Source organism: Dongia sp. agr-C8, from assembly GCF_054658695.1.
In genome coordinates, this window is the sequence record NZ_BAAGHZ010000001.1 from 187830 (window position 1) to 200315 (window position 12486).

The 12486-nt window shown below is 67.0% G+C and carries 15 protein-coding genes; 8 read left to right on the forward strand and 7 right to left on the reverse strand.

Annotated features, from left to right (window positions below):
- The first annotated feature begins 14 nt into the window (after positions 1-14).
- Positions 15-269, forward strand: a complete 255-nt coding sequence (locus ACYQ4T_RS00865; protein WP_459849970.1) for a formate dehydrogenase subunit delta — start codon at positions 15-17, stop codon at positions 267-269.
- A 10-nt stretch (positions 270-279) separates the two neighbouring features.
- Here the strand turns inward: ACYQ4T_RS00865 and ACYQ4T_RS00870 are convergent, their stop codons facing one another.
- The 3 genes from ACYQ4T_RS00870 to ACYQ4T_RS00880 are packed head-to-tail and all read right to left on the reverse strand — an operon-like array spanning position 280 to position 2163.
- Entirely contained in the window at positions 280-639 is a 360-nt protein-coding gene (locus tag ACYQ4T_RS00870) for a carboxymuconolactone decarboxylase family protein (RefSeq protein WP_459849972.1), read from the reverse strand.
- A gap of 25 nt (positions 640-664) precedes the next feature.
- Positions 665-868 (reverse strand): YgaP family membrane protein, encoded by a 204-nt coding sequence (locus ACYQ4T_RS00875; RefSeq protein WP_459849973.1) that lies wholly within the window; start codon positions 866-868, stop codon positions 665-667.
- A 14-nt stretch (positions 869-882) separates the two neighbouring features.
- Positions 883-2163: an NAD(P)/FAD-dependent oxidoreductase gene (locus tag ACYQ4T_RS00880; protein WP_459849975.1), complete on the reverse strand. Its 1281-nt coding sequence runs from the start codon at positions 2161-2163 to the stop codon at positions 883-885.
- A gap of 201 nt (positions 2164-2364) precedes the next feature.
- Between ACYQ4T_RS00880 and ACYQ4T_RS00885 the strand changes: the two genes are divergently transcribed.
- From ACYQ4T_RS00885 to ACYQ4T_RS00900, 4 genes are read left to right on the forward strand one after another with little or no spacing between them, the layout of a single operon-like run.
- Positions 2365-2706: an ArsR/SmtB family transcription factor gene (locus ACYQ4T_RS00885; RefSeq protein WP_459849977.1), complete on the forward strand. Its 342-nt coding sequence runs from the start codon at positions 2365-2367 to the stop codon at positions 2704-2706.
- Positions 2703-3047: a rhodanese-like domain-containing protein gene (locus tag ACYQ4T_RS00890; RefSeq protein WP_459849979.1), complete on the forward strand. Its 345-nt coding sequence runs from the start codon at positions 2703-2705 to the stop codon at positions 3045-3047. Before ACYQ4T_RS00885 ends, ACYQ4T_RS00890 begins: the two co-directional genes overlap by 4 nt.
- A 9-nt stretch (positions 3048-3056) precedes the next feature.
- A complete protein-coding gene (locus ACYQ4T_RS00895; protein ID WP_459849981.1) occupies positions 3057-4058 on the forward strand; it encodes an efflux RND transporter periplasmic adaptor subunit in 1002 nt (333 codons plus the stop codon).
- Complete coding sequence (locus tag ACYQ4T_RS00900; protein ID WP_459849983.1) at positions 4055-7300, forward strand: efflux RND transporter permease subunit; 3246 nt, start codon at positions 4055-4057, stop codon at positions 7298-7300. Before ACYQ4T_RS00895 ends, ACYQ4T_RS00900 begins: the two co-directional genes overlap by 4 nt.
- Here ACYQ4T_RS00900 and ACYQ4T_RS00905 read toward each other — a convergent pair.
- The 3 genes from ACYQ4T_RS00905 to speB all read right to left on the reverse strand — a co-directional run bounded on the left by ACYQ4T_RS00905 (position 7297) and on the right by speB (position 9693).
- Entirely contained in the window at positions 7297-7773 is a 477-nt protein-coding gene (locus ACYQ4T_RS00905; RefSeq protein WP_459849985.1) for a hypothetical protein, read from the reverse strand. The genes ACYQ4T_RS00900 and ACYQ4T_RS00905 overlap by 4 nt on opposite strands.
- 83 nt (positions 7774-7856) lie before the next feature.
- Positions 7857-8717: a hypothetical protein gene (locus ACYQ4T_RS00910; RefSeq protein ID WP_459849987.1), complete on the reverse strand. Its 861-nt coding sequence runs from the start codon at positions 8715-8717 to the stop codon at positions 7857-7859.
- 4 nt (positions 8718-8721) lie between these two features.
- A complete protein-coding gene (speB, locus tag ACYQ4T_RS00915) occupies positions 8722-9693 on the reverse strand; it encodes an agmatinase (protein ID WP_459849989.1) in 972 nt (323 codons plus the stop codon).
- A 96-nt stretch (positions 9694-9789) separates the two neighbouring features.
- On the opposite strand from speB, the gene ACYQ4T_RS00920 reads away from it, so the two are divergent.
- Together ACYQ4T_RS00920 and ACYQ4T_RS00925 are read left to right on the forward strand one after the other, a co-directional pair.
- The gene (locus ACYQ4T_RS00920; protein ID WP_459849991.1) at positions 9790-10284 is read left to right on the forward strand and encodes a hypothetical protein; all 495 of its coding nucleotides are present in this window, start codon (positions 9790-9792) and stop codon (positions 10282-10284) included.
- A gap of 146 nt (positions 10285-10430) precedes the next feature.
- Positions 10431-10955, forward strand: a complete 525-nt coding sequence (locus ACYQ4T_RS00925; RefSeq protein WP_459849993.1) for a PAS domain-containing protein — start codon at positions 10431-10433, stop codon at positions 10953-10955.
- Positions 10956-10958: 3 nt separating this feature from the next.
- On the opposite strand, the gene ACYQ4T_RS00930 is transcribed toward ACYQ4T_RS00925, so the two are convergent.
- Positions 10959-11873, reverse strand: a complete 915-nt coding sequence (locus tag ACYQ4T_RS00930) for an isocitrate lyase/PEP mutase family protein (RefSeq protein WP_459849995.1) — start codon at positions 11871-11873, stop codon at positions 10959-10961.
- Between the two features lie 242 nt (positions 11874-12115).
- On the opposite strand from ACYQ4T_RS00930, the gene ACYQ4T_RS00935 reads away from it, so the two are divergent.
- On the forward strand, positions 12116-12475 hold the full coding sequence (locus tag ACYQ4T_RS00935) for a hypothetical protein (protein ID WP_459849997.1): 360 nt from the start codon (positions 12116-12118) through the stop codon (positions 12473-12475).
- Positions 12476-12486 lie beyond the last annotated feature (11 nt).

Below are 12486 nucleotides of genomic sequence, written 5' to 3' on the forward strand. Positions count from 1 at the left end.
CGACGGTCAGAAAAATGAAATCCACCGGCGAGAAGCTGGTCTACATGGCCAATCAGATCGGCGACTTCTTCAAGAGCTATCCGCACGACCAGGCGGTGAAGGGGATCAAGGAGCATATCGAGAAGTTCTGGGATCCCCGGATGCTGCACCAGATCTACGCGATTATGAAGCAGCCGGATCACGGCTTGAAGCCGAACTCCCTCGAGGCGCTCAAGATCCTGGAGGAGGAAGAGACGCACGCCCATTCCGACGTGGAAGCAAGCGGCTGACTTCCAGCGGCTACTCCGCCGCCTGCTTCTTGGCACTGAACTGATCGTAAGCCTCGACCGCCTGGGCCGCGTACATCACGCTCGGACCGGCGCCCATGTAGACCGCCATGCCCATCGTCTCCATCACTTCGTCGCGCGTGGCGCCCTGCTTGAGCGCGGCCTCGGCGTGGAAGGCGACGCAACCGTCGCAGCGGATCGCGACCGCGATGCCGAGCGCGATCAGCTCCTTGGTCTTGGTGTCGAGTGCCTTCGGTTCCAGCGCCGCCTTGGCCAGGGCCGAGAAGGCCTTCATCGGCTCGGGCGCGCCGGCCCGAAGCTCGCGGATCGCCTGCGAGAGGTCGGTCGTCATCTTCGGCCAGTCGTGATTCATGATCGGGCTCCTGCCGTGCGCGGGATCAGCGGAAGGCCTGGCCGGGCTTCACCCCCAGTGCCTTGAAGATCTTCGCCGCCGGGCAGAAGCCGGTGAAGCCGGCCTGCAGCATGTTGGCGCCGACGAAGGCGGTCAGCCAGAACCAGTAAGGACTCACCCAGAGGCCGAGGGCGAGGCTCGCCAGCACCATCACGCCGGCGAAAGAGAGGACGGCATTGTCGATCTTCATGTCTAAGCTCCTTATTACTCGGCGGGTTCTTTCAGTTTGCGGATCTTCAGCGTGTCGAGCAGGAAACGCTCGTAGAACGGATCGCTCTCGCCGCGACGGATCTTCCGGAGAAAGTATTTCTCGAAGCCGACCTTGGCGAGATGCACCCAGTCGCCCTTGGCCGACCAGTTGAGGTTGCGGGGCGGGATCTGCGGCTGGGCCACGAACACCACGCCGCCGTCGCCGAAGTCGGCGAGGCAGAAGGCGTTCCAGGTGGCCTGGGACTTCGGTTCGGTGCCGCGCAGCAGGGCGCCGATGTTGTGCGCCGTCGCGGTCACCATGGATTCGATCATGAACCCGGTCTTCGGCACGCCAACCGGGACCGGCGTCGGCCCGATCGGCGGGATGGCGACGCAGACGCCGATCGAGAAGATGTTGCGGAAGGTCGGGTTGCGCTGGTGCTTGTCCACCAGGATGAAGCCGCGCGGGTTGGTGAGATTCTCAATGCCGCGCACCGCCTCGACGCCGCGGAAGGCGGGCAGCATCATGGAATAGGCGAAGGGCAGTTCGTGGGTCTTCTTGAGCGCGCCGTCTTCGCCGAGCTCCTCGACCGTCATCTTGCCCTCGGCGACTTCCTTCACCTTGGCGTTGGTGACCCACTTGATGTGCCGTTCGCGGAACTCGCTCTCCAGCAGCCCCTTGGTGTCGCCGACCCCGTCGAGCCCGAGATGGCCGATATAGGGTTCCGAGGTGACGAAGGTCATCGGCACGCGGTCGCGCAGCTTCCGCTTCCGGAGCTCGGTTTCCAGGATCAGGATGAACTCATAGGCCGGCCCGAAGCAGGAGGCACCTTGTACCGCGCCGACCACGATCGGCCCGGGATTGGCGGCGAGCTTGTCGAAGGCTGCCTTGGCAGCGACCGCGTGGTCGACATGGCAGACCGACTGGGTGAAGCCCTTGGGGCCGAGGCCGGGGATCTCGTCGAAGGCGAGCTCGGGGCCGGTCGCGATGATGAGATAGTCGTAGGCGACCGATTGGCCGTCCATCAGCTCGACGCGGTTCTCGGCGGGATGCACCTTCTTCGCGCCGGTGCCGAGATAACGGATCTTCTTCTTCGCCATCACCTCGGGAAGCGCGACCTCGATCGACTCGCGGTCGCGCCAGCCGACCGCGACCCAGGGGTTCGAGGGCACGAAGTGATAGGTGTCGCCTTGGCCGATCAGGGTCAGGTGATCCTCCTTCCGGAGCTTGGCATTCATCTCGAAGGCCATCAGCGTTCCGCTGAGGCCGGCTCCGAGCACTACGATCTCCGCCATGGCATTCCCTCCAGGGATTTCCGGCGGCTTCTCGGCCGCCTTTGATTTCTCGCAACGATGCGACGCGCGGACCTTGCGATCCTCGGCGCCGCCGCCACCGGCCGCCTTGACCCTGCGCAAAACCGCGCAGGACGCTTTCGGCTCTTGACGATATATACGTATTATCGTAGATACGCAAATATGAAAGTAGATATCGAAACGATGCGAAATGCCGCAGGGGCGGCCAGCGAGCTCCTGAAGGCGCTGGCCAACCCGCACCGGCTGATGATCGTCTGTCAGTTGATCGAGGGCCCGCGCTCGGTCGGCCAGCTGGCGGAGTTCCTGGGCATCCGCGATTCGACGGTATCCCAGCACCTGGCGCTGCTACGGCGCGACGGCCTGCTCTCCGCGACCCGGGACGGCCAGACCATCTGGTACGCGATCAGCAGCCCGGAGGCCAAGGCGCTGCTGGAAACCTTGTATCGGCTCTATTGCGCCCCTTCGCCGCTCTGCGCGCCGGAAGGGAAACCGACCCCGAAGACCAAGAGGAGCACCCGGAAATGAGCAAGATCCACGACCTCACCCCGGTCGAAGTCGCAGCCCGCATGAAGATCGGCGGCGTCGAGGTGATCGATGTGCGCGAGCCCGGCGAGTATGCTGCCGAGCGCATCCACGGCGCGCTGCTGTTTCCGCTGTCGAGCTTCGACCCGCACGCCTTGCCGAAGAATGTCGATCTCATCTTCCAATGCGGCACCGGCAAGCGCTCGGCCATGGCGGTCGCGCGCTGCCAGGCCGCTGGCCTGAAGCACACCGCGCACCTCGCCGGCGGCCTGCAGGCCTGGAAGGCCGAGGGCCTGCCGACCATCAGCATCGACCCCGCGACCGGCAAGCCGCGGGAGAAATAGAGGCATCCGATGCGTCCGCTCCACATCGCCGCGCTGACCGCCTTTGCGCTCGCGCTCGGCTTCGCCGGCCGCGCCTTCGCGGCCGAGACCTTCACGGTCCAGCCGGTGACGTTGACGGACGAGAAGGCGGTCTTCGCCACGGTCGAAAGCGTCAACGTCGTGCCGGCGCGCGCCCGGATCGGCGGCACCATCGCCGAGCTGACCGTGAAACAGGGCGACCGGGTCGAGCGCGGCCAGGTGATCGGCAGCGTCGGCGACGAGAAGCTGGTCTTGCAGCTGCGCGCGCTCGATGCGCAGATCGCCGGGCTGAAGGCGCAGCTCGCCCAGGCCCAGATCGATCTCGAGCGGGCACAGCGGATCTACAAGACGGGTGCGATTCCGAAGCAGCAACTCGACCAGGCGCAGACCAACGTCGATGTGGCCAGCAACAGCCTCAAGGCCCAGACCGGCCAGCGGGCGGTGGTCGAGCAGCAGCTCGCCGAGGGCCAGGTTCTGGCGCCCTCCGCGGGGCGCGTGCTGACCGTCCCGGTGACGGCGGGCAGCGTCATCCTGGCGGGCGAGCCGCTCGCCACCATCGCCGAGCAGGATTTCGTGCTGCGGATCCGCGTGCCGGAGCGCCATGCGCGCTTCCTCAAGGCCGGCGATCCGATCCGCCTGGACGGCGAGGCGACCGGCCTGGCGCAGACCGACCGGGGCACGATCAGCCTGGTCTATCCCGAGATCGAGGACGGGCGCGTGGTCGCCGACGCCAAGGTCCAGGGCCTCAGCGACTATTTCGTCGGCGAACGTATCCGCGTCTGGGTCTCCGGCGGCGAGCGCCGGACCTTCGTCGTGCCGGCGGCCTTCATCGTCACCCGCTTCGGCACGGACTACGTGACCCTGCAGCAGGCGGACGGCAAGACCATCGACGTGCCGGTGCAGCGCGGCCGCGAAACGGCACTGCCCGACCTGCCGCAGGGCGTCGAGATTCTCTCCGGCATCGCCGCGGGTGACGTGCTGGTGCAGCCGTGAAGCTCGGGTTTTCCGGCCTGCTCACCCGGGCCTCGATCCGCTCGCCGCTGACGCCGCTCTTCCTGCTGGCCGCGCTGGCGGCCGGACTGATCGCGCTGCTCACCATCCCGCGCGAGGAGGAGCCGCAGATCAGCGTGCCGATGGTCGATATCCTGGTTCAGGCGGACGGTCTCAAGGGCCCGGACGCGGTCGAGCTCGTCACCAAGCCACTGGAAGAGATCGTCAAGAGCATCAACGGCGTCGAGCATGTCTACAGCCAGACGGTCGACGACCGGGTGATGGTGACGGCGCGCTTCCTGGTTGGCACCAGCGAGGATGACGCGATCCTCCGGGTGCATGAGAAGATCCGCGCCAACTACGACAAGATCCCGAACGGAATCCCTGAGCCGCTGATCGTCGGCCACGGCATCAACGACGTCGCGATCGTCGTGCTGACGCTGGCGCCGAAGGCCGAAGCGGCGGCGCGCTGGACCGCCAAGGACCTCTACGAGGTCGCCGACCAGCTGCGCGCCGAGCTCGTCAAGACCGACAATGTCGGCCTCACCTATATCGTCGGCGGCGATGCGCAGCAGATCCGGGTCGAGCCCGATCCCGAGAAGCTGGCGCTCTACGGCGTCACCCTGCAGCAGCTGATCGCCAAGGTGCAGGGCGCCAACCGCTCGTTCCTCGCGGGCGGGGTGCGCGAGGCGGGTACCACCTTCTCGGTCGCTGCCGGGCAGACCCTCGGCGGCGTGCCGGATATCGGCCTGCTGCTGGTCACCACCCGCGACGGCCGCCCGGTCTATGTGCGCGATCTCGCCGCCGTGGTGGTGGGGCCGAGCCCGCAGGAGCATCGGGTCTGGAACCTTGCGCCCGGCGCCAAGACTGCCGACGGGAGCTGGGCGCCGGTGCCGGCGGTCAGCCTCGCGATCGCCAAGCGCGCCGGCGCCAATGCGGTCGTGGTGGCACGCGACATCGTGGCCCGGGCCGAGACCCTGCAGGGCCGGCTGATCCCGGCCGACCTCCAGGTCGAGGTCACGCGCGACTACGGCAAGACCGCCGACGACAAGGCGAACGAACTGCTGTTCCACCTCGGGCTGGCCACGGTCTCGATCGTGGTGCTGATCGCACTCGCCATCGGCTGGCGGGAGGCGCTGGTGACGCTGATCGTCATCCCGACCACCATCCTACTGACTTTGTTCGCCGCCAACCTCATGGGCTACACCATCAACCGGGTGAGCCTGTTCGCCCTGATCTTCTCGATCGGCATCCTGGTCGATGACGCGATCGTCGTGGTCGAGAACATCGCCCGGCATTGGGCGATGGGCGATGGGCGGACCCGCCTGCAAGCCGCGATCGAGGCGGTGGCCGAGGTCGGCAACCCAACCATCGTCGCGACCTTGACGGTGATCGCCGCACTGCTGCCGATGCTGTTCGTCTCCGGCCTGATGGGCCCCTACATGGCGCCGATCCCGGCCAATGCCTCGGCGGCCATGCTGTTCTCCTTCGTGGTCGCCATGGTGGTGGCGCCCTGGCTGATGCTGAACCTGGCCCCGCACAAGGCGGCCAACGCGGCCGCCGCCAATACCAACCACCATCACGCCGTCGGCCGCCTCGGAAACCTCTATCTCAAGGTGGCGCGGCCGATCGTGCGCTCGCGCGCCACCGCCTGGGCCTTCCTGCTCTCGGTCGGGTTTGCGACCATCGCGGTCTGCGTGCTGTTCGCCACCAAGGACGTGACGGTGAAGCTGCTGCCCTTCGACAACAAGTCGGAGCTCTCGGTGGTGCTCGACCTGCCGGAAGGCGCCAGCCTTGAGGATACCGAGCGCCTGCTGCTGCAGGCCGCGCGCATCGTCGAGACCACGCCGGAGCTGCGCTCGATCCAGGCCTATGCCGGCACGGCGGCGCCGTTCAACTTCAACGGCCTGGTGCGGCACAGCTATTCTCGCCGCCTGCCCGAGCAAGGCGAGCTGCAGATCAACCTCGCCGACAAGGCAGAGCGCGACCGCACCAGCCATGCGATCGCCCTCGACATCCGCAAACAGCTCCAGGCGCTGCAGCTTCCTGCCGGCACCGCGCTCAAGGTGGTCGAGGTGCCGCCGGGACCGCCGGTGCTGGCGACGCTGCTGGCCGAGGTCTACGGGCCCGACGCCGCGACCCGCCGCGCGGTGATGGCCAAGCTGAAAGCTATCTTCGCCTCGGTCCCCTACATCGTCGATATCGACGATTCGGTCGGCGCGCCCCGGCCGCGGCTGCGGATCGCCATCGACCAGGACCAGCTCGAATTCTTCGGGGTCGAGCAGAGCGACGTATACGACACGATCCACGCGCTGCTGGGCGGCGTCACGGTCGGCTACTCGCACCGCGGCGAGGGCCGCAACCCGATCGAGATCGCGGTGCGCCTGCCGAAGCGCGCGCTCGCCTGGGACGCGCAGCTCGCCTCGACGCCGGTCCCCGCCAATGCGCAGCCCGGCAACAAGGCGGTGGTGGAACTGGGCGACGTGGTGCATGTGACAGAGGAGCAGGGGTCGCCCGCCATCTTCCGCCGCGACGGCCATTTCGCCGACATGGTGCAGGCCGAGCTCGCCGGCCAGTTCGAAGCGCCGATCTACGGCATGCTCGCGGTCAACCAGCTGGTCGATGAGGCCGACTGGGGCGACCTGCCGAAGCCGACGATCTCGATTCATGGTCAGCCGCTCGATGAATCGAAGCCGAGCCTGCTCTGGGACGGCGAATGGGAGATCACCTACGTGACCTTCCGCGACATGGGGGCCGCGTTCGGCGTCGCCATCCTCGGCATCTACATCCTGGTCGTGGCGCAGTTCAGGAGCTTCCGCCTGCCGCTGGTGATCCTGACGCCGATCCCGCTGACCCTGATCGGCATCCTGCTCGGCCACTGGCTGCTGGGTGCCGCCTTCACCGCGACCTCGATGATCGGTTTCATCGCCTTGGCCGGCATCATCGTCCGCAACTCGATCCTGCTGGTCGATTTCATCCGGCACGGCGCCGGGGCCGGCAAGACCCTGCGCGAGGTTATCCTCGAAGCCGGGGCGGTGCGCTTCAAGCCGATCCTGTTGACGGCGCTGGCGGCGATGATCGGCGCCGCGACGATCCTGCTCGACCCGATCTTCCAGGGCCTGGCGATCTCGCTGCTGTTCGGCCTCGCCTCATCGACCCTGCTGACCGTCCTGGTGATCCCGGCGATCTACGTCGTGCTGCGCGACGCCGACCAGCCGCTGGCGAAGCCGGCCGAGCCGGCCTAGCAGGGCAGCAGCACGCGGGTGCCGTGGATCTGGCAGAACCAGGCATCGCCCGGCCGGACGATCTGCATGTACTGCGCGACGGTCTTGAAGTCCTGCACCAGGCCGGCCTTGGCATCGGCGCTCAACCGGTCGCCGATATTCTGCTCGAGATTGGCCGCAAGTTGGGTGATCTGCACGGCGGTCGCGTCGGCGGCAGCGCGGTGCGCGGAGTCCCGCGCCATGGTCACCCCATTGGGATCATTCAGGGCGGCGCGGACTTCGGCCACCTTGGCCTTGTCCTGGTCGGGCGCCGACGAGGGCGGGGCGATATTTGTCGTGGCCGAGATCAGTTCGTTGAAATCGGCGACCAGCTCGGCGGCCGGGTCGGCCTTGGCCAGCGCCCGATCCAGCTCCGGCAGCCCTTGCGCCAGCGCGCCCTGACCGATTATCAGCGCGGCGATCGCCGCCACGCCCAGCAGTATCCGCTTCTGCATCAAATCCTCCATCACGATCGCCGGCCGTTAAGATTTCGCCCGCGCTGCAGTGTAGAACACCGAAGCGGGCCATTGGATGCGCCTTATCCGCTCACCCGCACCAGAACCGCGGAAGCGTCGTCGCTGCGCTTGTAGCGCGGGAACTGCAGCCCCTTGGGGTCGATGTCGCGCTCGATGCGGCGGATCTCGGCCAGCAGCGGCCCGAGCCCGTCCCGTTCCGCCCGCTCCATCAGCGCTGCCGCGCTGTGCAGCGCGTAATTGTCCACGATATCCGCGAATCCGTCGCTGCAAAGCAGGCCGAGCACAGGCATCCGCACCGCGGGCAACTCGATCCGGACATGGTCGCCGGCTTCCGGGTGGATGCCGAGGGTCCAGACCCCGCCTTCGGTGTTGTGCCTTGCCCGCGAGGCACGGAGCGCGGCGAGCGTCTCGGCGTCGCGAAAGCCCTCGCCCCCGGCATCGAGACCGCCGAGCCGGTTGAGCGCCATCCGCGCGCTGCTCTGCTCGCCGGAGCGGCCGGCGCGCAACCCGCTGTGCCGGGTGAGCATTCCGGCGCCGTCGCGCAGGAACAAGGTGCAGTCGCCCAGGCCCGCGCTCTCCAACCCAGCTTCGGTCAGGCGCAGCGACTGGAAACTGGCGCTCGGGTGGCGATAACGTTCGACATTCGGTTCGGCCGCGGCGAAGAATCGCGCGCGTGCCGCGGCGCTGAGATCGCGCACGACATCCCGCAGCGAACGATCCGGTGCCAGCTCAGCCGCCAGGCGCTGACGCGCCCATTCGGCGATCCAGGCGGCGTCGCTGGCCGGCGGCGCGATGACGGGATCGCCCAGCATCGTGGCGCCGTCGATCACGTAGGCGGCGGTTTCATTCCAACCGATGCGGTCTTCGTTCTCGCCGCCGGGCTTGGCCGGATCGCTCAGCGAGTCGAGGACTTCGAGCCGCACCGGGCTAGCGCTTCAGCTTCCCGGCGACCTTGCGGTTGCGCATCAGGCAGATCATGTCGACGGCGATATGGGCGGCGGCCAGCGCCGTAATCTCGGCATGGTCGAAGGGCGGCGAGACCTCGACCACGTCCATGCCGCAGATGTCGAGATCGCCGAAGCCGCGCAGGATCGCCAGCGCCTGAGCGCTGGAGAGGCCGCCGGAGACCGGCGTACCGGTGCCGGGCGCGAAAGCCGGATCCAGGCAGTCGATGTCGAAGGTGAGATAGGCGGTATGCTCGCCGACCACCCGCATCACCTCCTCGATCACCGCCTTGGTGCCGTGCTCGTGCACCCATTGGGCGTCGAGGATGCGGATCCCCATGAAATCGTCGTTCCAGGTGCGGATGCCGATCTGCACCGAGCGCTTGGGATCGATCAGCCCTTCCTTCACCGCCTTGTAGAACATGGTGCCGTGGTTGAGCGTGCCCGGGCTGTCATCCGCCCAGGTGTCGCAATGGGCGTCGAAATGGATGAGCGAGAGCGGCTTGCCGAACTTCTCGACATGCGCCTTGAGCAGCGGATAGGTGATGAAGTGATCGCCGCCGAGGGTCAGCATGCGGGCGCCGCTGGCGAGGATCTTGCGCGCATGGTTGGTGATCGCGTCGGGAATGGTCAGCGGGTTGTGCACGTCGAGGAAGCAGTCGCCGTAATCGCTGACCGCGAGATCCTGGAACGGATCGAAGCCCCAGGGATAGGGGAAGAGCGAGGCGACTTCGGCCGAGGCGGCGCGGATGCCGTTCGGCCCGAGGCGCGCGCCCGGCCGGTCGGTGACGGCGAGGTCGAAAGGCACGCCGCTCACCACCAGGTCGGCGCCGGAGAGGTCCTTGGTGAAGCTGCGGCGCATGAAGGAGAGCACGCCGCCGAAGGTCATCTCGTAGTTGGAGCCCAGCAGGCCCTTGCGCTGGATGGCGCCGTCGCCCTGGAAATCGTTGCTCATGGTCCCTCGATCCTTAAGGCAGCCCGGAACCCCCGGGACGATCGAGGCCGGATGCTATAGTTTCGCCGCGTCTTTTGCCATGGATTCGACGGATCGATGAAACTCCGGACCCGCATCGCCGGCAGCATCCTGATCGCGCTGCTGATTCTGATCGGCAGCGCGATTGTGACGATTCGCCTGCTGGCGCCGCCGGCCAGCCCCGACTTCGTCGACTTCACCGAGCTGAAACGCAGCCCCACCGGCAGCGACGCGCTCGCCTGCGCACCGGGCCTTTGCTCCACGAAGGTCGACCTCGTGCTGGCGCCGGTACCGCTCTCCGCCGCCGCGCTCGTCGAAAGAATCAAGGCGCTGCCGCGCCTCGAGCCGCGCACGGAAATCGTCGCCGCGGACGACGCGTCGCTCCGCTATGTGCTGGAGCAGCGCTCGGCCGTATTCAACTTCGCCGACACGATCAACATCGCGCTGCAGCCGCTCGATGCCAGCCACACGGCGCTCGTCCTCTACAGCCGCGCGCCGCAGGGGTCGGGCGATGTCCATATGAAGCGGGTGCAGCGCTGGCTCGACCGGCTCGGCGTCGCCGCCGTCGGCTAGCCGGCGGAAATTGAGCGGAAGGGGACGTTCCGTCTCATTCAGTGGCCTCTCGGCCGTTCTCTATCACCAGTTGTTAACAATCTTGGCGGAGACTCGGGTTCGACGCCATCCTGTGGCCACAACGCCCGAGTAAACGACGTCGAGCCATGGCCGACCGTCCCTATCACGATTTCGAACGCGCCGAACAAGCACAGAGCGAGAAGGCCCGGAAGCTGTTCGAGTATTGGCAGCGGCTGAAGCGCAACGGCCGGCCCGCGCCGCGCACCGCCTTCGATCCGACCGAAGTGCCGGCGCTGCTCTCTTCGCTGCTGCTCGGCGACATCGAGGCCGATCCGTTCCGGGTGTTCTTCCGGCTGGTCGGCACCAAGGTCGCCGCCTTCTCGCGGCTGGATTTCTCCGGCCGCTATCTCGACGCCCTGGACTACAAGGGGCGCGATTCGATCGAATGGCTGGAATGCTATCGCCGCATCCATGCAACGCAGAACGGCATCATCGGCTTCAACCGGGTGACCTGGCCGGACGAGGCGCCGATGGAATACGAGTTCGCGCTGCTGCCGCTCGAGCGCGACGGCGATCCTGCCGGCAGTTTCATTGCCATCGAAGTCTATGACTCGCTCGATCCGAACCTGATCGAGGACATGCCGGAAGTCCGGGTCTTTCCGAAGGGTTGAGTTCTATTCCGGCCGCGCGTCGGGTTCCGCCACGCGCTCCAGCAGGTCGCGGGCGAAGGCTTCGCAGCCCCGCTCGAACTCGCGCAGCCCGGCAAGCCCGACGATCTCGTGGAAGGCGGAGAAGCTCGACATGTCCTTCTGCAGGCTGGCCGTCTCGCCGGTCGCCTTCAGCGCGCCGTAGAATTTCGCCAGCGCATGGGCGATCACATAGGTCGCGGCGACCGGGAAGGCGACCACGGCATAGCCGATCTCCTGCAGGGCTTCGGCCGAGAGCAGGGGCGTCTTGCCGCCCTCGACGTTGTTCGCCATGCAGGGGGCCGGGACCTCGGAGCAGACCCGCGACATCTCATCGACGGTCAGCGGGGCCTCGACGAAGATGAGATCGGCGCCGGCCTCGCGGTAGATCTGCGCCCGCTCGATCGCGGCCTCGAGTCCCTCGGTCGCGCGGGCATCGGTGCGGGCCATGATGACAAGATCGTGATCCGTCCGGGCGTCCAGTGCCGCTTTCAGTTTCGCCACCATCTCGGCGACCGGAATGACGCGTTTCCCATCCATATGGCCGCAGCGTTTCGGCGCCACCTGGTCCTCGATGAACAGCGCGGCAACCCCGGCGCGTTCGAAGGCGCGCACCGTCCGGGCCACATTGATCGCATTGCCGTAGCCGGTATCGGCATCGGCCAGGATCGGCAGCCGGGTCGCATCGCCGAGTCGCGCGTACATCTCCGCCATCTCGGTCATGGAAAGCTGGGCGATGTCCGGCGCCCCCAGGAGACTTGCCGTCGCCGCATAGCCGCCGCAGGTCACGGCCGAAAAACCGGCGGCCTCCGCCAGCCGGGCGGAGAGCGCGTCATGGACGCCCGGCAGGACCAGAATCTCGTCGGCTTCGACCAGCTGCCGAAACAGGGTGGTGCGGCGCATGGGGACCTCGCTCGGGCGTTCCTTTAACGGATATCCCCAAGGATAACCCAGCGGCGCGCCCGACCGCGATGGAACGTCTTCGGGCTTGGTCCGTTAATGGATTGCCCCGGGATTGGGGTTGGGGGTGACGAAGGGCTTAGTTGCGTTGCGCAGCGAAATCCTGTTGAATTGTGGTATCGCTTGGCTCTCGGCCCCCCACCCGGCGAGGTCATTTGGGGAACATCCATAAAAGAGGCACAAAAATGCTGAAATCGAGCTTTATCGCCCTGTCCGCGGCTGGAATGCTGACCGGCGTCACCCTCGGCATGAGCGGACCCGCGATGGCCCAGGACATGGCGGCCACCTGGACCAAGTACCAGGAAGCGGTGCGCGTCGCGGAGCTCTGCCGCTACATGAAGCATGACGCGTCGCAGTGGGCGAAGATGGGCCCCTATATCGACGCCAAGGTCAATCATGAGATCGGCGGCGGCCAGCGCCTGACCTTGATCGAAGAGGCGAAGAGCGGCGCCTGGAAGGCCGCGCGCGTGAAGGGCTGCGAGAGCGACGATGCCAAGACCCTGCTCTCGCTCTATGACGCGGAGCTCGCGCCGCTGGCGAAGTAGTCGCTTTCGCG

Excerpts from the sequence above, each read along its gene's own strand:
- ACYQ4T_RS00865 (WP_459849970.1), top strand. The coding sequence starts at position 15 with ATGAAATCCACCGGCGAGAAGCTGGTCTACATGGCCAATCAGATCGGC.
- ACYQ4T_RS00870 (WP_459849972.1), bottom strand. The coding sequence starts at position 639 with ATGAATCACGACTGGCCGAAGATGACGACCGACCTCTCGCAGGCGATC.
- ACYQ4T_RS00875 (WP_459849973.1), bottom strand. The coding sequence starts at position 868 with ATGAAGATCGACAATGCCGTCCTCTCTTTCGCCGGCGTGATGGTGCTG.
- ACYQ4T_RS00880 (WP_459849975.1), bottom strand. The coding sequence starts at position 2,163 with ATGGCGGAGATCGTAGTGCTCGGAGCCGGCCTCAGCGGAACGCTGATG.
- ACYQ4T_RS00885 (WP_459849977.1), top strand. The coding sequence starts at position 2,365 with ATGCGAAATGCCGCAGGGGCGGCCAGCGAGCTCCTGAAGGCGCTGGCC.
- ACYQ4T_RS00890 (WP_459849979.1), top strand. The coding sequence starts at position 2,703 with ATGAGCAAGATCCACGACCTCACCCCGGTCGAAGTCGCAGCCCGCATG.
- ACYQ4T_RS00895 (WP_459849981.1), top strand. The coding sequence starts at position 3,057 with ATGCGTCCGCTCCACATCGCCGCGCTGACCGCCTTTGCGCTCGCGCTC.
- ACYQ4T_RS00905 (WP_459849985.1), bottom strand. The coding sequence starts at position 7,773 with ATGCAGAAGCGGATACTGCTGGGCGTGGCGGCGATCGCCGCGCTGATA.
- speB (WP_459849989.1), bottom strand. The coding sequence starts at position 9,693 with ATGAGCAACGATTTCCAGGGCGACGGCGCCATCCAGCGCAAGGGCCTG.
- ACYQ4T_RS00920 (WP_459849991.1), top strand. The coding sequence starts at position 9,790 with ATGAAACTCCGGACCCGCATCGCCGGCAGCATCCTGATCGCGCTGCTG.
- ACYQ4T_RS00925 (WP_459849993.1), top strand. The coding sequence starts at position 10,431 with ATGGCCGACCGTCCCTATCACGATTTCGAACGCGCCGAACAAGCACAG.
- ACYQ4T_RS00930 (WP_459849995.1), bottom strand. The coding sequence starts at position 11,873 with ATGCGCCGCACCACCCTGTTTCGGCAGCTGGTCGAAGCCGACGAGATT.
- ACYQ4T_RS00935 (WP_459849997.1), top strand. The coding sequence starts at position 12,116 with ATGCTGAAATCGAGCTTTATCGCCCTGTCCGCGGCTGGAATGCTGACC.